At 61.0% G+C, this 24907-nt stretch carries 19 protein-coding genes and 3 pseudogenes; 12 read left to right on the forward strand and 10 right to left on the reverse strand.

Annotated features, from left to right (window positions below; translation table 11 throughout):
- Positions 1 to 4: 4 nt before the first annotated feature.
- The 10 genes from E1B25_RS18610 (at position 5) to E1B25_RS18655 (ending at position 10845) form a co-directional block, all read left to right on the forward strand.
- Positions 5 to 1333: an extracellular solute-binding protein gene (locus E1B25_RS18610; protein ID WP_132831092.1), complete on the forward strand. Its 1329-nt coding sequence runs from the start codon at positions 5 to 7 to the stop codon at positions 1331 to 1333.
- Positions 1334 to 1423: 90 nt separating this feature from the next.
- Positions 1424 to 2344: a carbohydrate ABC transporter permease gene (locus E1B25_RS18615; RefSeq protein WP_206338584.1), complete on the forward strand. Its 921-nt coding sequence runs from the start codon at positions 1424 to 1426 to the stop codon at positions 2342 to 2344.
- 2 nt (positions 2345 to 2346) lie between these two features.
- Positions 2347 to 3303, forward strand: a complete 957-nt coding sequence (locus tag E1B25_RS18620; RefSeq protein ID WP_132831093.1) for a carbohydrate ABC transporter permease — start codon at positions 2347 to 2349, stop codon at positions 3301 to 3303.
- 14 nt (positions 3304 to 3317) lie between these two features.
- A complete protein-coding gene (locus E1B25_RS18625) occupies positions 3318 to 4415 on the forward strand; it encodes an ABC transporter ATP-binding protein (protein ID WP_132831094.1) in 1098 nt (365 codons plus the stop codon).
- Between the two features lie 10 nt (positions 4416 to 4425).
- Positions 4426 to 5301, forward strand: a complete 876-nt coding sequence (locus tag E1B25_RS18630) for an FAD binding domain-containing protein (protein WP_132831095.1) — start codon at positions 4426 to 4428, stop codon at positions 5299 to 5301.
- On the forward strand, positions 5298 to 5786 hold the full coding sequence (locus E1B25_RS18635; protein ID WP_132831096.1) for a (2Fe-2S)-binding protein: 489 nt from the start codon (positions 5298 to 5300) through the stop codon (positions 5784 to 5786). Before E1B25_RS18630 ends, E1B25_RS18635 begins: the two co-directional genes overlap by 4 nt.
- Complete coding sequence (locus E1B25_RS18640) at positions 5783 to 8173, forward strand: xanthine dehydrogenase family protein molybdopterin-binding subunit (RefSeq protein WP_132831097.1); 2391 nt, start codon at positions 5783 to 5785, stop codon at positions 8171 to 8173. Before E1B25_RS18635 ends, E1B25_RS18640 begins: the two co-directional genes overlap by 4 nt.
- A complete protein-coding gene (locus E1B25_RS18645) occupies positions 8170 to 9063 on the forward strand; it encodes an NAD(P)-dependent oxidoreductase (RefSeq protein WP_132831098.1) in 894 nt (297 codons plus the stop codon). Before E1B25_RS18640 ends, E1B25_RS18645 begins: the two co-directional genes overlap by 4 nt.
- A 1-nt stretch (position 9064) precedes the next feature.
- Positions 9065 to 9670, forward strand: coding sequence for an SRPBCC family protein (locus E1B25_RS18650; protein ID WP_132831099.1), 606 nt, complete (start codon positions 9065 to 9067; stop codon positions 9668 to 9670).
- Positions 9667 to 10845, forward strand: a complete 1179-nt coding sequence (locus E1B25_RS18655) for a M20 aminoacylase family protein (RefSeq protein WP_132831100.1) — start codon at positions 9667 to 9669, stop codon at positions 10843 to 10845. The genes E1B25_RS18650 and E1B25_RS18655 overlap by 4 nt, the downstream gene beginning before the upstream one ends.
- Before the next feature lie 202 nt (positions 10846 to 11047).
- Here the strand turns inward: E1B25_RS18655 and E1B25_RS18665 are convergent, their stop codons facing one another.
- Entirely contained in the window at positions 11048 to 11233 is a 186-nt protein-coding gene (locus tag E1B25_RS18665; RefSeq protein ID WP_132831102.1) for a hypothetical protein, read from the reverse strand.
- Here E1B25_RS18665 and E1B25_RS18670 point away from each other — a divergent pair.
- Positions 11232 to 11417 (forward strand): hypothetical protein, encoded by a 186-nt coding sequence (locus tag E1B25_RS18670; protein WP_132831103.1) that lies wholly within the window; start codon positions 11232 to 11234, stop codon positions 11415 to 11417. The two genes, E1B25_RS18665 and E1B25_RS18670, sit on opposite strands and share 2 nt — an antisense overlap.
- 497 nt (positions 11418 to 11914) lie before the next feature.
- On the forward strand, positions 11915 to 15046 hold the full coding sequence (locus E1B25_RS18675) for an AAA domain-containing protein (protein ID WP_165937678.1): 3132 nt from the start codon (positions 11915 to 11917) through the stop codon (positions 15044 to 15046).
- A 75-nt stretch (positions 15047 to 15121) separates the two neighbouring features.
- Here E1B25_RS18675 and E1B25_RS22620 read toward each other — a convergent pair whose 3' ends face one another.
- The 9 genes and pseudogenes from E1B25_RS22620 to E1B25_RS18715 all read right to left on the reverse strand — a co-directional run bounded on the left by E1B25_RS22620 (position 15122) and on the right by E1B25_RS18715 (position 24225).
- Complete coding sequence (locus E1B25_RS22620; protein WP_425358946.1) at positions 15122 to 15277, reverse strand: PDDEXK family nuclease; 156 nt, start codon at positions 15275 to 15277, stop codon at positions 15122 to 15124.
- Between the two features lie 49 nt (positions 15278 to 15326).
- A pseudogene (locus tag E1B25_RS18685) lies at positions 15327 to 15893 on the reverse strand (transposase family protein); the annotation flags it as partial.
- A gap of 49 nt (positions 15894 to 15942) precedes the next feature.
- Positions 15943 to 16281: a Stf0 family sulfotransferase gene (locus tag E1B25_RS18690; RefSeq protein ID WP_132831105.1), complete on the reverse strand. Its 339-nt coding sequence runs from the start codon at positions 16279 to 16281 to the stop codon at positions 15943 to 15945.
- A gap of 177 nt (positions 16282 to 16458) precedes the next feature.
- Positions 16459 to 16883: pseudogene (locus E1B25_RS18695) on the reverse strand (YaeQ family protein).
- A gap of 467 nt (positions 16884 to 17350) precedes the next feature.
- Positions 17351 to 19921 carry a calcium-binding protein gene (locus E1B25_RS18700; protein WP_132831106.1) on the reverse strand — a complete coding sequence of 857 codons (2571 nt, stop codon included), beginning with the start codon at positions 19919 to 19921 and terminating at the stop codon, positions 17351 to 17353.
- A 955-nt stretch (positions 19922 to 20876) separates the two neighbouring features.
- Positions 20877 to 21131 (reverse strand): annotated as a pseudogene (locus E1B25_RS18705) (IS110 family transposase); the annotation flags it as partial.
- A gap of 90 nt (positions 21132 to 21221) precedes the next feature.
- Positions 21222 to 23723 (reverse strand): cation:proton antiporter, encoded by a 2502-nt coding sequence (locus E1B25_RS18710; protein ID WP_132831107.1) that lies wholly within the window; start codon positions 23721 to 23723, stop codon positions 21222 to 21224.
- A gap of 122 nt (positions 23724 to 23845) precedes the next feature.
- Positions 23846 to 24019, reverse strand: coding sequence for a DUF6880 family protein (locus tag E1B25_RS22230; protein WP_165937672.1), 174 nt, complete (start codon positions 24017 to 24019; stop codon positions 23846 to 23848).
- Positions 24001 to 24225, reverse strand: coding sequence for a transposase (locus E1B25_RS18715; RefSeq protein WP_132831108.1), 225 nt, complete (start codon positions 24223 to 24225; stop codon positions 24001 to 24003). Before E1B25_RS18715 ends, E1B25_RS22230 begins: the two co-directional genes overlap by 19 nt.
- Positions 24226 to 24907 lie beyond the last annotated feature (682 nt).

Genomic DNA, 24907 nt, shown 5'->3' on the forward strand with positions numbered 1-24907 from the left:
AAACATGTCACGACCCTTCAACTCACACATGAGACGGCGCGACTTCCTGCGGACCTCGGCGGCCGCAGGTACGATGGCACTGGCCGCGCCGCGGCTCGCGCTGGCCCAAGGTGCCTCTGACTTGACGATGCATACATGGTCGGCTGCGGTCGACACGGTGCAGAGCCACCTGAACGCGTTCACCGCCAGCTCCGGCATCAACGTAAACTACGGCAACTCGCCTTGGGCGCAGTACCGTGAAGGCATGGTCACCAAGTTTGTCGGCGGCGCGCCGCTGGACATGATGTGGGTGTCAGACGCGTGGTTGCCGGAATGGGTAGAGGCCGGGTGGATCGCCCCGGTCGACGGGTTCAAGAACCTGACACAGTACAACTCAGAAGCGGAAGAGTTCTGCAACGACTCGATGACGTATAACGGTCGTCAGTACGGGCTGACCTACTACACCGACTATATGGCGTTCCTTTACGACGAGGAAAAGGTGAAGGCGGCTGGGTTCGACGCCCCCCCGACCACTTGGGACGAAGTTGTCGAGCAGTCGCTTGTGATGAAGGAAAAGGGTATCTCGGACTATCCGATGATGCTGGCAATGGCTCAGGAAAGCTGGCTGATCGAATTCATGTCGACGCTTGTGTTTTCGCATGGTGGCCGGTTCATCGACGAAAATGGCATGTCGAGCATGACAAGCGAAAAAGACGGCGCAATGGAGGCCTTGCAATGGGTCGTCGACGCCGTCAGCAAACACGGCATCGTGTCCCCCGCTTGTGTTGAAACTGGCGAATTGTCAGGTCTGAAGGCGTTTGCTTCGGGCAACCATGCCTTTGCGATGGTTGCCAAATACCGGCTGCGGATGCTGAACGATCCAGAGCAGTCTCAGGTTGCTGGAAACGTGCAGCAGACGCTGATGCCCAAGGGCGGCAACGGTGCCCACAATACCGTGGGCTGGATGCGCTTTCATGGCATGTCGAGCCAAGCCGCGGCAGATCCTATCCGCGCTGAGGCGACAGCCAAGCTGATCGAGTGGTTCGGTGGAAAATCTGACGGTGCGTATAAATTCCAGAAGTTGCTGTTCCTTGATATCGGCGCAGGCTTCGGTGTGAAGCCGCTGTTTGACGACCCTGAAATCAAGGCTGCATACAATGCCTACGGCGATGTTGAGGTGATCAAGGCACAGCAGTCATTGGCGATGCAGAAAGACGTGGTCACACCGTGGTTTGGCGAGTGGAACGAGACCAACGGCACGGCTTGGCAGTCGGCGATCCTTGGAAACACCGACGTCGCTTCGGCAATTGCCAAGTCGTCCGACGCTTGGGACGAACTCAAGGAAGACTACTAATCCTCATCTCACCCGCCAGCGCTCGTGCTGGCGGGTGGCCCAACGCGCCGGCGTCGCCGGCCTGACCATTCACGAAACGGGGCACGCAGCGTGACAGACACGGTGAATATCCAACCCGGGCGCAGCCGCCTGCGCGCCGCATTCGGCTATGAAGAACGCAGCGCCATGATCTTTCTCGCACCGGTGATGCTGGTGCTCATGCTGGTGGCGGTCTTCCCGATCCTCTATTCGCTTTATCTCAGCTTTTTCCGTATCAAGCTGACCCGACCGAACCGCACGCCATTTGTTTGGCTCGACAACTACACCGACCTGTTCGGCAACGAACTGTTCTGGACATCGGTTGCGCGTACTGTGGTATTCTCGGTCGTTTCGGTTAGCGCCATCGCGGTGATCGCACTGCTGGTGTCGCTGCTGCTCAACCAGGATTTCCGCTTCCGCCGGGTGCTCTCCACCATCATCCTCGTGCCCTGGGCCATTCCGTATGTGGCCAACGCCTTGATGTGGAAATGGATTTACGACTCGGGTTACGGCGCGCTCAACGGTCTGTTGTTTCAACTGGATTTCATCAGCCGCTACATGGTCTTCCTTGGCGACCAGAACAAGACGATCTACCTTATTGCCAACGCTTTCGTCTGGAAGGAAGTGCCGCTGGCCACGATCCTACTTCTGGTATCGCTGAAGGCAATCCCCTCGGATCTCTACGCCGCGGCACGGGTTGATGGTGCAACAGTCTGGAGCCGCTTCGTCCACGTCACTTTGCCCGCGATGAAGCCCGGTTTCCTTCTGGTGATGATCTACGAGACGATGATGGCAATCCGCCATTTCGACCTGTTCTTCATCCTCACCGAAGGCGGTCCGGGCGATGCCAGTCATGTGCTGAGTTGGCACATCTACGTCGAAACCTTCCGCAACCTTTCGTTCGGCAGCGGCGCGGCGATGTCCTACGTTCTGGCGCTGGTTACCTTTGCTCTATCCTACATTTTCATCCGCACCCTGGGCCGGAGAGTCTGACCATGACGGACACGATCCACAAACCCGCCGTCGATTATCGCCGCCGCCAGAAACTGGCGCGTATTTCGCGAAATTTGGCGATCCTGATCGGCGCGCTTGTCGTCGCCATCTATGTGCTGGCACCGGTGGCTTGGCTGGTCTCTTCGTCATTCCAGACCGAGGCCGAGATCGTTTCGGTGCCGCCGCACTGGATTCCTGAAGATCCAACGCTGCGCAATTTCGAGGCGATTTTCACAGCCGGCAACGAGGAAGAAATCACTTACGAAAACCGCTCCGGGCAGGACCCGGCCTCGGGCGGCTACATCCCCTCGACTGCCAAGAACCTGCTGCCGGCGATGTGGAACTCTACCGTGGTGGCCACTTTGGTGGTGATCCTGAACCTGCTTGTCGGCGTACCAGCGGCCTATGCGCTGGCCAAGATCCGGTTCATGGGCCGCGATGCGTCGATCTACTTCATCCTGATGACCCGGGTCATTCCCGATATTGCATTGGTGGTGCCGTTCTTTCTGGTCATCAAGAATCTGGGCATGCTCGACTCGATCTGGTCGCTGGTGCTTACCTATCTCGCGGTCACCGTACCGTTCACCGTGTTCATCCTGGTGCAATATTTCGAAGGTCTGCCCGACGAGTTGGACAAGGCGGCACGGGTCGACGGCTGTTCGAGAATCCAGGCTCTGGTGCGGGTGTTCCTGCCGCTGTCGCTTCCGTCATTGGTGGCGGTGGTGCTGTTTGCCTTTCTCACCAGCTGGAACGAATTCCTGCTGGCGCTGATGTTCACCCAGACTTCGGCCTCGCAGACCCTGCCAATCGTGCTGGCGGCGTTTACCTCCGACTTCACCATCAGTTTCTCTTTCATCAACGCGGCCGGAGTTCTGGCCATCGTTCCCCCGATCATCGTCGCGGTGATCTTTGAACGCTACATCGTTTCCGGCCTCACCGCCGGTGCGGTGAAAGGCTAGGAAAGGACCCTCCCTTGGCGCGCATTCGCTTCAATAACGTCGAGAAGAAGTATGCCAACGGCTTCCATGCCGTGCAGAATCTCACCCTCGACATTCAGGACAAGGAATTCCTCGTTCTGCTCGGGCCTTCTGGTTGCGGCAAGTCAACCACGCTCAACATGATCGCGGGACTCGAAGACGTCTCGGGCGGGGCGCTTCTGTTTGACGACGAACTGGTCAACTACACACCGCCACACAAACGCGATGTCGCGATGGTGTTTCAGAGCTACGCGCTTTACCCGCACAAATCCGTGTTCGACAACATCGCTTTCGGTCTGCAAATGCGCAAGGTTGATCGCGCCGAGATCGACAAGCGCGTGCGCGAGGCCGCCGAAAAGCTGGAAATAACGCACTTGCTTGACCGGCGACCGAGCCAGCTTTCGGGTGGCCAGCGCCAGCGCGTGGCTTTGGGTCGCGCGATGGTGCGCGAACCCTCGGTGTTCCTGATGGACGAGCCATTGTCGAATCTCGACGCGGCGCTGCGCATCTCGATGCGGGCTGAAATCAAGGAACTTCACCAGTCGATGCAGACCACCTTTGTCTACGTCACCCATGACCAGGCAGAGGCGCTTACCCTGGCTGACCGGATCGTGGTGATGAAGGATGGCGTGGTAAAGCAGGTGGGGACCCCCGATGACATCTACGAACGACCGGAAAACACCTTCGTCGCCTCCTTCCTGGGCAGTCCGCCCATCAACTATATCGATGGCACACTGAAGTTCGCAGGCGGTGGCGCGCAGTTCCTTCACGAAGCGCTGGCGCTTGACCTGCCGGAAGCGATCACCGCCAAGCTCAGCGGTCAGGACGGCCGCAAGGTCCGCCTTGGCATTCGTGCCGAAGATGTTGACGAGGCTGCCGCTGGCGGCCCCGGTGCCACCATCCATGGCAAGGTGAACTCGGTGCTGCCGGTGGGATCAGACCAGTTCTTGGGTTTCGATTTCTATGGCAACGAGCTGTTCTTCCGGGTTGGCAAGGACCTCGCTCACAAGGTGGGCGACGACGTGTCGCTGTCGGTTGACCTGAATCGCCTGCACCTGTTCGACAAGGATAGTGGCGCTTCGCTGCTGTGGTGATTGTTCCAACATGAAACCTGCCTCCTTCACCTACCATCGCCCCGGCTGTCTCGACGACGCGCTGGGGCTGATGGCGACCCTCGGGGTTACCGCCAAACCGTTGGCTGGCGGTCAGAGCCTGGGGCCAATGATGAACATGCGCCTTGCCCGGCCCGAACATGTGGTCGATCTCAACGATCTGCTGGAACTCGATTTTGTCCGGGTCACTGATGCGGTGGTCGAAATCGGCGCGCTTACCCGTCATCACCGAGTGGCGACCGACCCCGAGATTGCCCGGGCGCTGCCGCTGCTGGCAAAGGCCGCGCAGAGCATCGGTCACTATGCGATCCGCCAGCGCGGTACTCTGGGCGGCAGTTTGGTTCATGCTGATCCGGCGGCGCAATACGCCCTCGTTGCGATCACCTTGGACGCCGAGGTGGTGATCCGTTCGGCGCGCACCACCCGCGTGGTCCCGGCGGTCGATTTCGTGCAGTCGATCATGACCGTCGATCTTGCCCCCGACGAGTTGGTCACCGCCGTGCGCTTTCGCCGTCTGGCCCCGGCCGAAGGCTGGGGCTTTGAGATGTTCAGCCGCCGCCACGGTGATTTCGCGCTGGTAAGCGTGGCGCTGACACTGCGGCGTGATGGCCACGGCGCGATTTCCAATCTTCGACTGGGCGTGGGCGGCGTCGGCCCGGTCCCCGAACGACTCGCGGTAGTGGAACGCGACGCATGCAGGCTCGCGGCCGATGTCGGAACAATCGCCGTCCTCGCGCGCCAAGCCGCCGACAACGTGACACCCGAGGACGACCCGCAGGTGCCCGCAAATTACCGCCGCGAGTTGGTCGAGGCTGTGACCGCGCGCGCCCTGACCGCCGCCGTCCTGAAAACCGAGAGCCCGTCATGACTGAACCCGTGTCCATTTCTCTGACCGTGAACGGTGCGACGCACGATCTCGTGGTGGCACCGCGCAAGACCTTGGCCGACGTGCTGCGCGAAGATCTTGGCCTTACCGGCACCCATGTGGGCTGTGAACACGGTGTCTGCGGGGCCTGTACCATCCTGATCGATGGGGCACCGGCGCGCGCCTGCCTAACCTATGCGGTGCAGATGGAAGGTCACGAGTTGACCACCATCGAGGCCGTGGCGAAGAGCGGCGAACTGACTCCGCTGCAGCGCGCACTCACCCAAGTGCATGGGCTGCAATGCGGGTTCTGCACCCCTGGCATCGTGCTGACCTTCGAGGTTTGGCTGCGCGACAATCCCGACCCCGATGAAGCCGGGGTGCGCGAGGCCCTGTCCGGCAATATCTGCCGCTGCACCGGCTACCAGAACATCGTGAAAGCGGTGCTCGCAGCGGCGGCTGAAATGCGCCGGGGGGCGGGCGCATGACCGCGGCGCCTTTCACCCAGATCGGCCGCGCCCTTCCGCGCAAGGAAGACGCGCGGTTCCTTACCGGCGCGGGCCGTTACCTTGACGATATCGCGCCGAAGGGTACGCTCACCGCTAGCTTCGTGCGTGCCCCGCATGCCCATGCCCGTATCCTTGCCATCAATGCCGAAGCGGCGCGCGCGCTGCCCGGGGTGGTCGGCGTGTTTACCGGCAAAGACCTCGCGCTATGGACCACCAACCTGCGCCTTGCCCCGCCGATCGAGGGCCTTCATCCCGTCGAAATGACAACGCTGCCGATCGACAAGGTTCGCTTTCACGGCGACCCGGTGGCGGTGGTGGTGGCGCGCGACCGCTACCTCGCCGAAGACGCCGCCGAGTTGGTGGACGTGACATACGAAGTGTTGCCCGCGATCACCTCTGCCGCCGCAGCGCTGGCCGAGGGGGCCGCCCTGGTCGATGACGCGCTGCCCGACAATCTGGTGTCGCACCAGAGCTTTTCCGCTGGCAATCCCTTGGCGCGCCAGACCGAGGCCGCACGGGTGGTGGAAACGCAGTTTGACCTGCACCGCCACACCCATGCTCCGATGGAAACCCGTGGTTGCCTGGCCGACTGGGACCGGGGGCGAGAACATCTGATCATGCATATCGGAACTCAGGCGCCGCATCCGATGCGCAGTGCGCTGGCCAGCCGGCTTGGTCTTTCCGAGAACCAAGTGACTGTGATCAGCCCCGATATCGGTGGCGCTTTTGGGCAGAAAATTGCGCTTTACCGCGAAGAACTCACCGTGGCGGCCTTGGCCCGCCATCTGGCTCGCCCGGTACATTGGCGTGAGGACCGGTTGGAAAACCTGACTGCGGCAAGCCATGCCCGTGAAACCCGTTGCGTCACCCGCGCGGCGGTGCGCGCCGATGGCCGCATCCTTGGGCTGGAGCTTAAATTGACCGAAGATTTCGGTGCTTATTGCTTCTACCCGGCCAACTACATGGCCCGGGTGATCGCGATGATCCTTACCGGACCCTACAAGATTGCCGACTATGCTTTTGATGTGAAAGTGGTGCTGACCAACAAATGCGGCAACGGCCCGATGCGCGCGCCGATGGCGATCACGTCTTGGGTGATGGAGGGTACGATCGACGCGGTGGCACACGCGCTTCGCCTTGACCCGCTCGATGTGCGCCGCGTGAACGCGCTTGGCCCGGCGGATCTGCCCTATCGAATGGCCACCGGCGAGTTGCTTGAGGATATCACGCCGCTTGAAACTCTTGAGGCCGTGGTGGCCGCTGTCGGCGTACCGGAATTCCGGGCCCGCCAGAAAGCAGCCCTGGCCGAAGGGCGGCTCCTCGGGCTCGGCTTCTGCTCCGTGGTGGAAAGCACGACCTACGGGTCGGGTTTCTACAAGGCTGCCGGAATTCCCGGTTCGGGCCACGAGGCCGCCTGGGTGCGGATTGAACCGAGCGGGGCGGTGAATGCTTCTGTCGGATTGATGGGATCGGGACAGGGCTATGAAAGCCCGCTTGCCCAGGCCGTGGCCGAAGGGCTCGGGGTGATGGCCGAAGACGTCAATGTCCACATGGGCAATACCGACGTGGCTCCTTACGGGATGGGCAGCCGGGGCGGGCGCGGTGCCACCGCTGGCGGCGGGACGCTTTTCCTTTGCGCCCAGAAAGCGCGCGACAAGGTGCTCGCCATTGCGGCGGGTATGCTGCAGATCAATGATACCGAGGGGCTGCGCCTTTTCGAGGGCCGGGTCGAGCTTATGCGCGGCGGCGCTTGGGAACCCACCGGGCTCACGCTGGCCGATGTGGCGAAATGCGCCTATCTGGATCCGACCAACTTGCCGGAAGGCGTTGATCCGGGGCTTGATGCCTCGCTCACCTATGACCCGCCACCAATGACCTATTCCAACGCCACCCATGCCTGCGAGATAGAGATCGACCGGGCCACTGGTGCGCTCCGCTTTGACCGCTATCTGGTGGCTGAGGATTGCGGCACGGTGCTGAACCCGATCGTGGTCCAGGGCCAGCAGCAGGGCGCGGTGGCGATGGGTCTTTCCGGCGCGCTCTACGAGGAAGTGATCTACGACGCGACCGGGCAAAACCTGACCGCCACGCTGGCCGACTATACCATCGCCTCGGCCGTGGAGATGCCCAATATAGAATTGATCGCCATGCACACGCCCAACCGACGAACCCCGGCAGGCATCAAGGGCATGGCAGAGGGTGGTATCATGGGGGCCATCGGCGTGATCGCCGGTGCGGTAAATGACGCGCTCGTCCCGCTCGGCGTATCCGCACAGGCGATGCCCTTCACGCCACCCCGACTGCGCGCGCTTATCCGCTCGGCGGGATCAGGTGCTCCCGACATTCCCAGAAAAGAGAGGCCATGAGCATGGCAACGGAAAAGAAGACGGTCGGATTTATCGGCCTTGGCATCATGGGCCTGAGCATGGCCGGACATATCCTCGACGGCGGTCACGACCTGGTGGTCTTCAATCGCACGAAATCCAAGGCTGACGATCTGCTCGCCAAGGGTGCGACCTGGGCCGCGTCACCGGGTGAAGTTGCAGCTGTCAGCGATATCGTGATCACTATCGTCGGCTATCCGAAGGATGTTGAAGAAGTCTACCTCGGCAATGGTGGCATCGTTGAGTGCGCCCGTCCCGGTACGATCCTGATCGACATGACCACTTCCAGCCCCGAACTTGCCACGCGTATCGCCCGGCTGGCCGAGGCTCGCGGCCTTGCCGCGCTGGACGCGCCGGTTTCGGGCGGCGACGTCGGGGCAAAGGCGGGAAATCTCGCGATCATGGTTGGCGGTGACGAAAAAGCCTACCGTGCGGCGATGCCGATTTTCGACCTGATGGGCGGCAAGATCGTCAACATGGGCCCGGCAGGGGCGGGCCAGCACACCAAGATGGCCAACCAGATTGCCATTGCCTCGACCATGCTGGCGGTGGGCGAAAGCCTGTCCTACGCTGCCGCCGCCGGACTCGATCAGACCGCGCTGATCGAAGTGATCGGCACCGGGGCTGCTGGCAGCTTCCTGCTCAACGGGCTCGGCCCTAAAATGGTGTCCGGTGACTATGCCCCGGGGTTTTTCGTGCACCACTTTGTGAAGGACCTGAACATCGCGCTCGCCGAAGCCGCGCGCATGCGGCTCGACCTGCCGGGGCTGGGACTTGCCAAATCGCTCTATGACAAACTCGTCGCCGATGGGTTCGGTGAAGAAGGCACGCAGGCGCTTTACCGCCTCTACACCCAGCTGGCGGAGGCCTGAGATGCGGTTCGAGGGTGACGCACTGATCCTAGCCGCGCCAGAGGCGGTCTGGGCGGGGCTGAACGACCCCGAGGTGCTGCGCCGGGCCATCCCCGGTTGCCAAAGCATGGAACAGACCGGCGAACGCGAATTCACGGCCACGGTGGTCACAAAGGTCGGTCCCGTCTCGGCCACCTTCAAGGGCAAGGTTGAGCTTGCCGACCTCGACCCGCCGCATGGCTACACGCTAAAGGGCCGGGGCCAGGGTGGCCCAGCGGGTTTTGCCAAGGGCGAAGCTCGGATTTCGCTTGAGCCCGAAGGCGCGAGCACACGGCTGCGGTACGAGGCTGACGCGGATATCGGGGGCAAGATCGCCTCGGTCGGTGGTCGGTTGATTCAAGGCGTGGCCAAGAAGACCGCCGCCGATTTTTTCGCTGGTTTTGGCCGGGTGCTGAGCGGCGAAGCCGAGACCAAGGCAGGCGATACGACCCCGCGCGCGGTGGCGGGCGCAACAACGGCTTCCGTCCCGGTCGCCAAGCGTATCCCGTTGATCGACCGAACGGCCTGGCTGCTCGTCGGTTTTGCGCTCGGCGTTGGCGTCGCCTTATGGATGGGAGGTGCGCGATGACCGTCCTAGACGCGATCAGCGCGATGGGCCCCGAACTCATAGACTGGCGCCACTCACTCCACAGCCACCCCGAGACCGCATTTGAAGAACACCGCACTGCAGCCTTCATCGCCCGCGAACTGCGCGCGATGGGACTCGAAGTGCATGAAGGCATCGCTGGTACGGGCGTGGTTGGCGTGCTGCGCAACGGCACGGGCTGGTCGGTGGGTCTGCGAGCCGATATCGACGCACTCGACGTGACCGAAGCCACCGGTCTGCCCTACGCTTCGCAGGTGCCCGGCAAGATGCATGCCTGCGGACACGACGGCCATACCACGATGCTGCTCGGGGCGGCCCGGGCGATGGCTGCCAACCCGCCCGGGCCGGGCACCGTGGTGTTCATCTTCCAGCCCGCCGAGGAAAACGAAGGCGGCGCGCGGGTGATGCTGGAAGACGGCCTTCTTGCCCGCTTTCCGGTTGATCAGGTCTATTCGATGCACAATTGGCCCGGCCTCGCCGCCGGTCATTTCGCGGTGCATACCGGGCCGGTGATGGCGGCGTTTGATACGTTCGAACTCAGGGTGAACGGTCGTGGCAGTCATGGCGCGATGCCGCACGAAGGGATCGACGCGATCACCCTGGCCGCCCAGATTCAGCTTGGCTGGCAGACTCTGGTAAGCCGCGCTGTGGCACCGGTCGACCCGGCGGTCATTTCGATCACCCAGGTGTTCGGTGGCGACACGCTGAACGCGATCCCGGCCCGGGTCACCCTGCGCGGCACCGTGCGCACGTTCCGGCCCGAGACGCGCGATTTCCTCGAAACCGAAATGGCGTTCCGCGCCAAGGGTATCGCCGCTGCCTGTCACGCCGAGGCCGAGTTGGATTACACCCGCCGCTATCCGGCCACGGTCAACGCCGCGCGCCCCGCTGTGATTGCGCGCGCCGCCGCCGAGACGGTGGCGGGGGCCGAGTTCGTGGCGACTGACCTGCCGCCTTCGATGGCCGCTGAGGACTTTGCCTTCCTTTTGGCCGAGGTGCCCGGTGCCTATGTCTGGATCGGCAACGGCCCGGTCGAAGGCGGGCGCAACCTGCATAGTCCGCATTACCAGTTCAACGATGACATCCTGCCCGTCGGGGTGCACTATCTTTGTGAGGTCGCCGCTCGAGCGCTGGCGCAAGACAACCAACGCGACTGAGCGCCGCGCCACAACCAAGGCAGCCAGAGCATGTTCGTTTCGACCCTTGACGTCGACAAGTTTGGACGCGGTCGAGTTCCTTGCATTGGGGAATACAGCCGGTCTTGGGTGCAATGGCCGCGATCGCACCCGCCTGCGTTTCGTACGAGCCTTGATGCTCAAACGCCATCCGGACCGCAGCTTCGCTGAGGTGCCGATAGAGCTATTGTGACAACGGTCCAGCTTCCAGGCCGATGCCGGCAACGGTTCCGGAAAGCGACCGCAATGCCCTTTCCAGCTCTTCCGGCGCGCTCAACGCTGTCGTTTCCTTGATCACCTGACCATGAGATGACAGTACGCAGATCGCGGTGCTTGCCAGTGAAACATCCAAGCCGATATACAGATCCATGTCGTTGCCCTTTCTTCGCAAAGAAATTTGGGGGGCGCTTACCCGCAAAACCCCGGTGACACGCTTCCGACGTGCCAAGGGCAACGACACCTCAACAGATTCCCAATGGCAAATCACAACGGTGAAGTTTCGCGACGAGCCCCATTACGGCATCTTTGCAAAAGCCGCCATCGCTGCGGCGTAGCTTCTGGGAACCAAACTTTCGCACCGCTGTGAAAAGTCGTCCGGATGGGTAAGGTCCGATCTGCCAAACCGTGGGGTCCTTCGGAGTTGCAGAGCGGAGGTGCGCGTCGACGGGCAAGAGACTGGCAGGCCGGCACTTGCCCTCCCATCTTCAAAAGGCCATTAATCAGGAGATCTCTAAGCAGACCATAGAGCTCGCACAGTTTCCTGCCCGCAACAGTCCCACGGTGCCCCCTCATGGCCGCAACACTATCCAACGTCCTGCGGTATTGGCGGACTTGTCTGGCGGATGGTGCGCTTGGCGAAGGGACGTTTCGGGCTGCGGACCGAAAAAGATTCATTGTGCTCCCGAAAGACGCGCTAAAAACGGGCTGCCTTCCCAAGCCGTTTGTCCAGACACTATTCCGGGGCAACGATGGTTATGGAACGATCTCGGTTCGCTTTTGGCCCTTGGTGACAGCCCGCAAAACTTCACATGCCGCGTCGCGCACTGATGGGATGCCGGAGATCGTCGCCCCCGTGGTCACGGAGGGCTTCGTCGATCGGGCAGGCCGGATCGTGCCGACGCGCAATGCCATCGCGCGCGACTTGCTGACGCCCTTGCCGCGAGGTACATTTGCCCTTGGATCGGTGGAGGCGCTGGACGCCTTCCTGACTGCGACGCCATTCCCGGAAATGACGACCGCCGACGGCTGGCAAGACTATCGCCAGCATTGCCGCCAGATGGTTGATGCCCTGTCGCCGGGGTGGCCCTCTGAAGAAACGGAGTATCTCCCGACCGGGAGCGGCTTCATCGAAGTGTCGGAAGGCACCGATGCAGCGGTGCGCGGGATGCTGGATCTTTACGACGGCCTGCTGGCCGATAAACCGGATACGCCGCTTCTGCGCCAGATTGCCATGCCCCGCCCAGAGACGGCGCTGGAAAACGGCGTCGAAAAGGATTTTGTCCGACGCCTTGGGCATTCAAACTCGCAGTTCCCTCTGACCGAACATCAACGGCAGGTCTTGGCCTGGCTCGACGCGTCGAAACCCGGCGAGGTGATCGCGGTGAACGGCCCTCCCGGGACCGGCAAGACGACAATGCTGCTCTCCGCGGTGGCCGGGCTTTGGGTGAAGGCTGCACTCGACGGGGGCGACCCGCCGGTGATCGTCGCGGCCTCGTCGAACAACCAGGCGGTCACCAACATCATCGACGCTTTCGGCAAGGATTTTGCGGCAGGCGACGGCGTGTTTGCCGGGCGTTGGTTCCCCGACATCAAGAGCTTCGGAATGTTCCTGCCTTCGCATTCCCGTCGCATGGAAGCCGCGCAGCGCTATCAGACGGAGGCCTTTCAGGCGGAATGCGAATCCGTCGCCTATGTCGAACGCGCACGGGTCGCCTGGCTGGACGCCGCGGCAAAAGTTTTCCCGGGTGCAAAGGATGATGATGTCGCCGGGTTTGTGGCGAAGCTTCGGAATCGGATGATCGCAGAGGCCGACAAGCTCCGACAGATCGACACGGCGTTTGACCGCCGCAGAACATGCGCCGCGGCCCTCCTATCGGAACTGGGCGAAGATCCCGGCGCAGAACAGACTCGGCGGGCGGAAGTTGTTCGGACCAGCCAGGTAGCTGCGGATCGTCTCGCCGCCGCCCGCGCAGCAATGGATCACTATCTCGCCTCGGAATCCTGGCTGACGAGTGTCTTCGGCTTCCTGTCCTCGGTCAAGCGCAAGCGCGCCCTCAGGGCGCGGCTGGCCATCGGGGATCGGTTGGACGGATTGCAGGATATGACTCGCATCGAGGATATCGAAACGCGGGTTTCGGATGCGCTGAGACAGGGGAAGAAAGCACTGACGTCCGCCAAACAGAACCTCTCCCGGGCGGAGGATCGCAGGCAGCAGGCAACGGCCAGCGAACTGGCCTGGCGCAAGGCGGCTGAAGCATTCGGAGGCTCGGATGACTTGGACGTGCTGGAGCGGCAAGCTGACCTCGGGACCCGGTTCAACCTGTTCCTGCTCGCGACCCACTACTGGGAGGGGCGGTGGCTGATGGCGATGGAGGCCGATCTCAGCACCATCACCACCTCGCATGAAAAGACCGGGCGAAAGGCGGTCGAACCACGCTGGCAGCGCCGCATGATGCTGACCCCCTGCGCCGTGGCCACATTCGCCAGCCTGCCGGGGAAGCTGTCCTGCAGCCGCTTCCAGGGCGGGAAATTCGCGACTGACAGCCTTTACAATTTCATAGACCTCTTGATCGTCGACGAGGCCGGGCAGGTTCTGCCCGAGGTCGCCGGGGCCTCTTTCGCCTTGGCCAAGCGCGCGTTAGTGATCGGGGACACGCAGCAGATCGAGCCGATTTCTGCCGTGCCCGGCCCCGTCGACATCGGCAATCTCAAGGACTGCGGGTTGATCGACGGTGACGAGGTGCCTGACCAAATCAACGTTAGCGGCATCCGCTCCACCAGCGGCAGCGCCATGCGACTTGCGCAGCAAGCCTGCAAGGTCGCACTCTGGCCCGATCTGGATCGTGGGCTCTACCTGTTTGAACACCGCCGCTGCCATGACGAGATCATCGGATTCAGCAACGCCCTGTGCTACAAGGGTAAACTGCGCCCGATGCGCGGCCCAGCCCCGGCGGACGCGCCCCTTCCCGCGCTTGGCTATTTGCATGTCGAAGGCCGCGCCTTCGCCAGCGGTGGCAGCCGCGCCAACCCCGTCGAAGCCCGTACCATCGGTGCATGGCTGGAGGACAACCGTGCGCTTCTGGAAGACCGCTACGGTTGCCCATTGGAACAGGTTGTCGGGGTCGTCACCCCCTTTGGGCAGCAAGTACGCGCCATCCGGGACGCCTGCACCGCGCGTAGCATAACCGTGTCCGGCCGTGAGGGCATGACCATCGGCACAGTACATGCGCTACAAGGAGCTGAACGACCCGTCGTCATATTCTCGCCGGTCTATTCCAAACACGCGGATGGCGGTTTCATCGATGCCTCGCCCAGCATGTTGAACGTGACGGTGTCGCGCGCCAAGGACAGTTTCCTCGTTTTCGGCGATATGGACATCCTCGCCACCGCCCGCAGCGGTTCCCCTCGTGCGTTGCTGTCCGAGTTTCTGGCGGCCAAAGGGAAGGCGCTGGATTTCACCATGGAGCCGCGCGAAGATCTGACCCGCGGCGACGCCCAGATCGAGATGCTTCAGCACGCGGACGAGCACGATGCTTTCCTGCTGGACGCATTGAAAGGCCAGGGGCGGAGATACATGATCGTCAGCCCATGGGTCGTCGCCGGGACGATCGACCGGACCGGCTTGCTGGACGCCATGAAGTCAGCGCGCCAGCGTGGAGCAGACATCGAAGTCTTTGCCGACCCGCTGCTGAACACCGGGAAAGCCGCAGGTGGATTGAGCCAGATGGAAGCCGTGGATCGCATGCTGTCGGAGATCGGAGTCATAGTCCACCGGGTTCCGAAGCTGCACAGCAAGATTGTGACCGTCGACAAGGCGCTTCTCTGTGCTGGATCATTCAACTGGCTTAGCGCGGATCGGAAAGGGCAATATGCCCGGCATGAAACATCCTTTGTCTACCGAGGGCCTCATCTTGAGGACGAAATCAAAACCATCCGTGACGGCCTCACTCGACGTGCGAATTAACTATCGACCCTGAGCCGACGTTGGACACCATTTCCGATGCTGCAATGCAGGATGCGCAAAGCGGAAATCAAATGGCTACGCGGCGCCCTTCCATTTCATCGGCGTGACGTAGACAATGCTCTCGTCGGCACTGGCCATCACGTCGCCGTCCTGGATATTGACCTGTATCTTCATTGCGCGATTGGCCAGCTTCGCCAGGGCTCTCGTGACTGCCTTGGAAAAACTCGTCACTTCGAGATTTCCGAACCGGTTTGTGCTGCCCTTGATCTTGTCCCACNATGCGATAGGGGACGGCCTTGAGCAGATGTTCGAGGAACTCCCAGGCGGTCTTGCGATCCGCCTTTTCCACGAGTTGGGTGATCGCAAATTTGCTGGTCCGGTCAATGCCCACAAAGAGATAGAGCTTGCCCTCCACCGTCTGAACCTCGGCGATGTCGATGTGGAAGAAACCGATGGGATAGCGTTTGAACTTCTGCCGCTTTGGCTTGTCACCCTCGACATCTGGCAAGCGCGAGATGCCATGCCGCTGAAGGCACCGATGCAGTGCCGACCGCGTCAGGTGCGGGACAGACGGCTGAAGAGCATAGAGGCAATCATCCAACGGCAGTAGCGTGTGCCGCCGGAATGCGACGATCATTGCCTCCTCCGCTTCGGTGAGAACGGTCGAACGCGGCTCCTTAGGCCCGGTCTTCAAGTCCTCGACCGTCGCACGCTTGCGCCACTTTGCGACGGTTTTGGGGTTTATGCCCAGCTCCTTGCTCAGTTGCGCGAGCGAAGCTTGCGATCGCTGTATTGCAGCTCTGACGGCGTGCGTGGTCGTGGCGCTCCCGTGACGAACTTGTCCCATAATGCTCCCTTCCATTCCTGAGAAAGGATCGCACCATCAAACCGTGGGATCAAACACCTAGCTGCTGCATGAAGTGGTCGAAGCTACCAGGCTGCATTCGTAAACCGAAAATATCTGTGTCGCCTTTGCCCCGCTCCACGGCGCACGTGAAAACAGCGCGAAGGCATTCTTCTCTCGACGCGTAATCCGTCTGCTTTAGGCCGTAGTCATCCAGCCAATCGCCGAGCGATGACGAATGAAAATGCGAGTCCGGGTTTCCCGCAAGGCTTGTCGCGGCAAGCAAACCGCACAGCAGCGTGCTTCCGCTGCGTGGGGCGGTGCAGATCATGTAAGATCGAAAGGGTTTACTTGTCATGACGCGATGGATCGTACAGTTTTGCCGCTTCATAGCAGCTCTTTCAAGAGCTGTGCAGCATTTGTAATTATGGGCTCAAAGCCGACCTGCGGCGGCGCGGCATGCATCGCGAGTGCCCGAGCCCTCAGATCGACATCAACGGCCCTGAGCCGACGTTGGACACCATTTCCGATGCTGCAATGCAGGATCCCCAAAGCGGAAATCAAATGGCTACGCGGCGCCCTTCCATTTCATCGGCGTGACGTAGACAATGCTCTCGTCGGCACTGGCCATCACGTCGCCGTCCTGGGTATTGACCTGTATCTTCATTGCGCGATTGGCCAGCTTCGCCAGGGCTCTCGTGACTGCCTTGGAAAAACTCGTCACTTCGAGATTTCCGAACCGGTTTGTGCTGCCCTTGATCTTGTCCCACCACATCTCGGCGACCCGGCCGCCATAGGGGGAAACGATCACTCTGTCGCCTTGCTGCAGGATTGCCGCAGCACCTTCTCGCTGGGCTGTCCCAGCGGTACCCACAGCTCGATCTCGCCGCTCCGGCTCTTTTGCCAGACGTCGTGTTCATCGTCCGACGACAAGCCCTTGGTCATTTCCAAGTGTTCGTGGGCATTCAGTGCGAATGCAACGAGGCGCGCCATCAGCCGTTCATCCGTTTCCGAGGGATGCTTCGCGATGGTCAACTTTTGGCGCCGCGATCCCTGTGGTGGATCTGGCTCTGCTGGACGCTGAAACGATATTCATTTTGCGCCGCGACAGTGTTTTCGGATGGCCGAGCGATTCATGCAGCCCGTTTATATGGGCCGGTGTGGCCCCGGTCCCGAAGTCCGGGGGCACATCCAGCCCGTTTCCTACTGTTGATGATGTAACTGCCCCCCGACGGCATCTGTGTGCCAAGGTGGGTCTTTGAGGATCCACAAAGGAGAGCGGTCATGTCAGAGATTATCACGGTCGGGCTCGATCTGGCGAAGAATGTGTTNGGGCCGAGCGATTCATGCAGCCCGTTTATATGGGCCGGTGTGGCCCCCCGGTCCCGAAGTCCGGGGGCACATCCAGCCCGTTTCCTACTGTTGTTGCAACATCTTCCGAATCTGACCGCATGGTTCCGCTAATAAAAGAACACGGTCTGCGCAACCGCATCCAAATCGGTCACCCCCACCAGCGTAAGGCTGTCCTTGCCCGGCAGATTGAACACGATGTTCTTGCCCTCGACCGAGGCGTATTTGTCGACAAAGGACTTGCCGTCGTAAATATCCGGGTCAAAGGCCTTGTATTCGAACTGCAGCATGTCTGCGGAATAGCCATTTTTTGCTGTGGCGACGGCATCGAACTTGAGGATCTTGTCCTTTCCCATCCCGGTGGAAAACTCGAACGTGTCTCGCCCGTCGCCTGCCGTCATCGTGTCATTGCCGGCCCCTCCGATCAGGGTATCGCCCATGATGGAGCCATTGCCGGCAAAGAGCTTGTCATTGCCCGCGCCGCCGATGAGTTCGTCATCGCCCGCGTTTCCGCGGATCACGTCGTTCCCGGCGCCGCCGTCCAATGTGTCGGAACCGTCACCGCCGTACAGCTTGTCATTGCCGGCCCCGCCGAGGATAAAGTCGTCCCCGTCGTCGCCAAACAACTTGTCCTTGCCAGCGCCGCCCAGCAGTTGATCTGCGCCGCCCTTGGCGCGCACCGTGTCGTTGCCGCCACCGGCGTCAAAGCGTTCGTCTTTCCCCGTTCCGATCAGCGTGTTGTTGCGGCCATTGCCATCCTTGCCGGGCAGCCCCCCGAAATCGACCTCGTTGGGCACCTTCATCCCCTTGGTCGCGCCCAGCTTCATTTCCGTGCCGTCGATGAATTTCAGCAATTCGACTTTGGTCAACGTCACCTTGAAATTATAATCTGCGTAGGTCGGATCCTCATAGGTGACCACGTATTTGGCCTTGCCCACCTTGGTGACGTCCATGTCCTCTTTGTTAAGGTAGAAATCGACGCTGTCAAAACCCTTGCCTCCGTCGATCTGGTAGGTGCCGGAAGTGGCATGAGCCGTGTCATCGCCCCCCATCAGCCAGACCTTTTCAAGTTGGAGGCCATAGCGGTTGTTGCCGACATAGGCTTTGTCATCGTAATCGGTCATCACGACCTGTTCGATATTGCGCAGTTTCCCACTGCCGTAACCGTCGCGGATATAAAGCCAGGATTGCCCAAGATCTGCGCCGTATGGCAGGCCGCGCAGATCCAAAAGATCGGTCCCGTCGCCGCCGTCGATCACCGGGATCACGTCGCCAGACCCTTGGAAATCCTTCAGGCTCTCGGTCACGAACCGATCATTTCCGGTACCGCCAAAAACGCGTTCGCCGCCCACGCTGAAATCGATCACGTCATCGCCGCCAAAACCGAAAACAACATCATCGCCCAAGCCGCCCGAAATCTTGTCGCCCTTCGATGATCCGTAAAGCGTATCGTCGCCCTTGCTGGATTTCATGTCCGGCTTTGGCAGGTTCAGCTTGTAGAGGCCGCCCCCGATCTCGCGCGTGCCTTCTCCGTTGCGGTCTGTTTCGACCGTATACCCGAGGAAGATGTCCCCGTTTTTGCCCTGCGCCGCAAAGGGCCAGTTGATGCCGATCTCGGCCGAGGGTTTGAGGTTGCTTTCGACCTCCTGCCGCTCACCCAGCGGGGAGCCATCGCCGGAGAAAGCTTGTGCATAGATCGAGAACCGCGCGGTCGCGTCGGAATCGCCCTCGGTCACCACAGACCAGAGCGCGAGCAGGTTGCCGCCCTTCAACTCCACCAACTCGGTGAAAGGGCGGAAATAGGTGGGCACCGAGGCATAGCCAGAGGGATTATCGGTGTAGAAATCCCACAGCGTCACGTCGTTGCCCCGGCTCGCATAAGTCGGGGCGGCCACATCGAAGGGGGCCACGTTGAGCTTGTCGAAGGAGCCATCGGGATCCACTTCGAAAAAGCTGAGTTTGACGCCCGAGGCATCCTGCCGGATCACGGCAAACCTGCTGTCGCCGGCCGCTGCCGCGTCGCTTTCAAAGCCGGTGTGGCCTTCGCCGGAGATTGTATGGATATCGCGGTTCGCGAGAACCTTGTAGTCGAGCGTGGGATAAGGTTGCTCGGTCTTGGTGCCGGACCAGGCAAAAATGTCAGTGTTCCACATGTTGCCGGTCAGGATTTTGACTCCGTTTCCCAATGCGATCAGGTTGGCATCCTCGCCACCATCGGTATCGAGCGGCAGTTCCGGACCGACGCGCTTGCCCTTGGCGTCAAAAGCCTGGGTGAACCAGCGATCGCCGTATCCCTCCTGCTCGTCCAGCCACGCGGCCTGAAACCCGCCGGCGTCGAGCGCATCGACCTGCGGCAACTGCTGTTCGCCCGCGGTGCTTTTGGCAAGCTCGAATTCCGTGACCGCGATCTTGCCCTTGGGCGAGACGATGGCGGCGCGGGCATCAATGTCAAAGTCTTTGATCCCGGGGCCATCTGTCCACGCCACGACGACATTGCCGTCCTTGAGCAAGGTCAGGTCAATCTTGCCCTGGCCGCCCTCTGTTTTTTCGTTGATCTGGAAAACTTCTCCACTGGGCTTTCCATTTGCGCCAAAGATGCGCCCCAGAACGGCGGTGCCGTTGGTGTCATCGACGCCTGCAATCGGGAGGATATCAACAACAAGTTGCGTCCATACAACCATGAAGCCGCCGCCTTTCAGGCCAATGACTTCGCCGAAGTTACTCCCGGCCCCGACCGGAGCAATGATGGATTGATCTACTTTTTCTTTCAGAATCACTTTTTACTCTCCCAAAACACAGCAAAATTTCTGCACTTGGAAAAAGACTAATGTGCTCCTGAGATGTGGGTCAATATGGCTCTTGAAATGGTATGGGTCGAGCATGCTCAAGTATCCGGGTAACCCTCCCCGAAATTAGGCTGCAGGTAACGGGGTCGTCCCAATCAAGCGTTTCTGTGCATGTGAGATCGGCCGTGCGGATGCGGTTTTATGTCTGTTCTTCTGATCCAACTTGCGGTGACAGCTGTCTTCGTCCGAGATCACCCCGGGTGCATGCTTCGGTCCCAGGTCAGCGCGGGGCAACCAACATGACGCTGGTTCAATGGCAATTCCGAAGGACCCATCTCATTGGCGCGCTCTATCTGAAACGGCAACAGCCCGGAGCACAGCGTCATCGGTACCGCGCCCCTGCGGGACCTCGAAGGCCTGATGTCAGGCAAACAGTGGTTGGTAGCTCAAGTCGTCAGGCCGCATACGACGCCCTCAAATCGGACTGGAAGTCGGTATCATCAATCCACATCCGGTGAAGGATCACACTTAGGCTCGGTCACGTCCGGGAGGACGACTCCGGTTCGCAACTTTGCGTCGGCAACTTCCGACGCAGAGTTGCCCTTGGGGGAGGGCGCAGCACAATTGGATGGGCTTTTCTGTCTCTGGATGGCCACTTTCGCGTTTCCGAAGCGCGGGCCGAGCACTTGCAGCGAAAGCCCACTTTCCGCCGTTCAGGCAACGCGGGCGGGGGGCATGCTGCGCCCGGTATGAATGTCGTAGAGGGGCTGACTCTGGCCCCTCGTCGAGTATGGCCCGATTGTTCAGTGAGGGCCGGTCGCGTCCCGCTACCATGCTCAGCGCCCCGAACTTTGCAAAGGATGCTCATGTAGACAGGCGGAATGCGCCTGACGTCGTGGCCGAGCCGGGTCAGCTCCCGGCCCCAGAAGTGCGCACCTCCGCAGGCCTCCATCGCCACCAGGCAGGGCGGCAGCGTCGCGAAGAACTCCAGAACCTGTCCTCTTCGGAGCTTTTTGCGCAGGACCGCGGCACCCCTAGCATCCGCTCCATGGACCTGAAACACATTCCTCGCCAGATCCAGTCCGATGGTGGTCATCTTTGACATGACCGCCTCCCAAAATGGATTTCTACGATCCCACCCTGGCACATCGATGCCGTCGGGGGGCGGTTATAGCATCATGGTCGATTCACAGCCTCATTCTTTGGGGACAAGGGCCGCCGGATCAATCCCGCGCTTCTCGGCACTGGTGCGAACGGCCCTTCGGAGCGCTTGGCTCCGCTCGAGCAACCGCCGAAATCGGTCCTCATCCAGGACAAGTAGCGTCGTGGGAGCAATAGCGCGGACATCGGCACGGCGTGCCTTGCTCGTCAGGATGGCCATCTGGCCGAACATTTCACCGCGCCCCAAACGCCATGTCTGGCTCGCGCTCTCCAACTCGACGGCACCGGAGGCGATGAAAAACACGCTTTTGGCAATGCTCTCCTTGCGCAGAACCACTTCGCCAGCATCGACATAGCGCGTCGTAAGTGACCGTCGCAAACGCTTCATGACACCTTCATCGAAATTGGCAAAAAGCGGGAATTGCCGGACGAACGCATCGCGCTGGACCGCGACATCGAGACGTGGCCGTTCCTCCGCAGCCACCCGACGTGTGGCGAGCTCCTGTATCAGCGCCGTGTAGACCTCAGCGCCTATCAGGCCGTCCTCACGCATCGCGACATATTCCCGTTCTTCCATCCGGAGCGCTGTACGGCGGATGAAACGCCTTTCAAGCTCCTCGGCATAGCCAGGGTATTGAAGTCTGAGACCTTCCAGTGCCGTTTCGACGGCCTCAATCCGCCGGGAGAGAAGTTCGTGCAACAACTCGGCCACCCGCCGCCCGTGAATGCGCCGGATGCGGCCGTCGATGAAAGCCCCGAGATCACGCAGGATAAGGCGTTGTGACAATAACAGTTCGAACCGGTCAGCCGTCATCCGAGCAAGCGGTCCTGACAGTCCGAAACGGCTATGAAACAGAACCGCGGCCTGAAAGCTCCGGCCATAAGCGACACTTCGGCGCGCCGCTCGCTGATATCCACTGCGGCCCTGTGTTCGGGCGCCTTCGATAAGCCTGTCTGCATCCGACAGAACCAGTTCCGCCATACGGGCCGAAATCGTCCGTTCCCGCACCCGGGCAAGAATCGTGTCGCGCTCGTGGCCAGCCAGCGCGATCAGACCCAGGGCGATACGATCACGGTCTAGGATGTCCGCATTCTCCTCGGCCATCTTCACGGCTATATCCAGGCGTTCCCCAAAGCGCTTGGCCTCCGACCGCACGGTGTCGCGATTGAGATCGTAGTTCTCGGTGATGCGCGCCACGTCTTCGCGCACGGTTTGCAAGGCCACTGCGACGACTTGCCGGGATAGCGCCTCATCAATTGGTGAAAGTCGGTCGAGTCCGAGACGCGCAACGATCCATCGCAGGGTCGTGCCCTGAACCAGAAGCGTGAACAAGGTGAAGCCGGTGGCAAGTATGCCGACGACGCGTTGAATATCACCTGGCACCCGGACACTTTCGGTCACAGCGAGGGCCAGCGCGAGCGTCACGGCCCCTCTGAGCCCGCCCCAGAGGATTGCCACCCTGTAGGGGCGCTCGACAGGCGGAGACAGTTTCAGCGCCGTAAGAAGCGGTATCAGCCCGAAAAGGATCACTGATCGTGCAGTGATGGCGGCGAGGACCACCACGCCCACCAATACGAAATCCGCAAGCTGGACCTCTTCAAGCAGCCGCGGGATCAACAATGCGGCCAGAATGAAGATGAGAGCGCCAGCCCAGTGGGCGAGCACGTCCCAGAGCTCGCGCAGGTTCGCCCATGATTGCGGCGGCAGACGTCCCGGGGCCGTCAGGTTCAGCGTCAGCCCGGCGGCCACCACGGCGATGACACCGGAGGCACCAACGTTCTGTTCTGCCACGATGTATGCCAAGTAAGGCAATGCCACGGAGATGGAGATTTGGGCAAGTTCGTGACGGCTGAACAGGGCCATCACCCACACCGCAATCCGTGCGGCCAACCACCCGGACAGCGCACCGCCGGCTATGAGAACCGGAAACCGCGCCAGCGCATCGCTGAGGTCGGGGTCCGGCTGGCCCAGCATCACGAAGCCCATGAAGAGGCCAAACAGCGCAATGGCTGCCGCATCGTTAAGAAGACTCTCGCCCTCGATGATCCGTGCCAAACGTCGTGGCGCCGAGATCGAGCGGAAGATTGAGACCACCGCCGACGGATCAGTTGTCGATACGATGGACCCGATCAGCAGGCAGGCGGCCAAGGGAAGCGCACTCGCGCAGGACAGTGCGTAGCCAACGGACACCGTGGCAACCACGACGGCAACCACTGCCAGCACCAGGATCGGCACCCAATCATCCAGCATCCTCCGCAGGTTCATCCCCAATGTTGCCTGGAACAGAAGCGTGGGCAGAAAGACATAGAGGAAAACATTGGACCTGATCGGCAGGCCGAGGATCGCCTCTGCGACAGGGTTGAGCGCGTCCGTCAGTTCAGTTCTCAGAAAGAAGGTCGCCCCGGTTCCGATAAGAATGCCGAGCACCGCAAGTATCACGCTATAGGGAAGTCGCACGCGCGCAGCAAAGGGCTCGGCAGCTCCGATGACAAGGAAGAGCGACGCAATTACGGTCGTAACAAGGATGATGTCCATATGTCGGGAATACCAGAAGACACTCGGGGCGCACCCACGTTCTCATGTTTGAAGTGTAGATTCCCACGCAGAATTGAGCCGGATACACGGATAATGTTGCAACTATCCAGAAATTTCACCCTTTAGAGCGCACGGGTATCGGTAGCCGCTTCTTTGGGGGCCTGAGCGGCGCTGGTCTCCATCCTCGCGTGACGCTGAAGGGCCGCGCTTCCTTGGACCAGGCCCACGACCAGTGCGGCGAGCGTCTCTGTGCCCAGTTTTTCAAGGTTGGCCTGGCTCAGGGTCTTCTTGGACATGGTATGGTGCCGTCCTTCGCAAGCCGTCGCCATTCTGAAATCCGGTTCGCGCGCACGCCATATCTCCCGGCAACCTCGCGAACCGTCACTCCGGGCTCCAAGGTCTCTGCTACAATCCGCGCCTTGAGATCATCTGGCCACTGCCACCGACTCGCGGTGGAGACATCACCTCCGTCCGACCGGAAAAACTCCACCGTATCCTCCATGGAGAAACTCCATCCCTGTTCCAAAACAGGCCCGGCTTCTCAGAAACGGAAGATCAGGAACAGGTGGGGGCCAGGAAACGCTCTGATGTCCTTTTTTCAACGGCTATTTCAGCCCTTTGGGGACGCCAGAGCGTTTTTGGGATTGTGGGCCCCCAAAGAAGGGCGCGAGGTCTGAAGACGTCGGTGAACAAGCTCTGATGCGCGGGTTGGATAGTTTGCATTTTGAAAGCACGATTGTCCCGACTGCGCTGTCGGTGCTGATCCGCGTGGTGGGCGGGGCATGATCGGTCCCGGCACTGGCGTTCGCGTATACTTGGCCTGTGGTGCGACGGATATGCGCAAAGGGATCGCGGGGTTGAGGGCGAAAGATATCAGCGATCTCCAGCTTCGGGCGGGGCAACGCCCGGGCCGATCATCCCAGACTTCGCTTCACCGTCTGGCCACCTGCCGTTTTGCGCTAGCCTGAGTCGGTGGGCGTCTGCGATCTGGAGAGTATTCTCGGGCTGGGTTGCTTGGGGCGCGCCATGTTACAGCGTTGATATTGAGCGATTTTCTGATGGGTTGAAGAAAAGATGACGGTTTTGGCAGAAAGGGCTTGCGGGTTTTGGCGGTAAACCTTAGACACCCCTTCACCGGCGGCGCTTGAGGCGCACGGCGGGGCCGGACGGGACGGCGGGGCGGT

Origin of the sequence: Antarcticimicrobium sediminis, assembly GCF_004348975.1 — a bacterium.
GTDB classification, from domain to species: Bacteria; Pseudomonadota; Alphaproteobacteria; order Rhodobacterales; family Rhodobacteraceae; genus Antarcticimicrobium; species Antarcticimicrobium sediminis.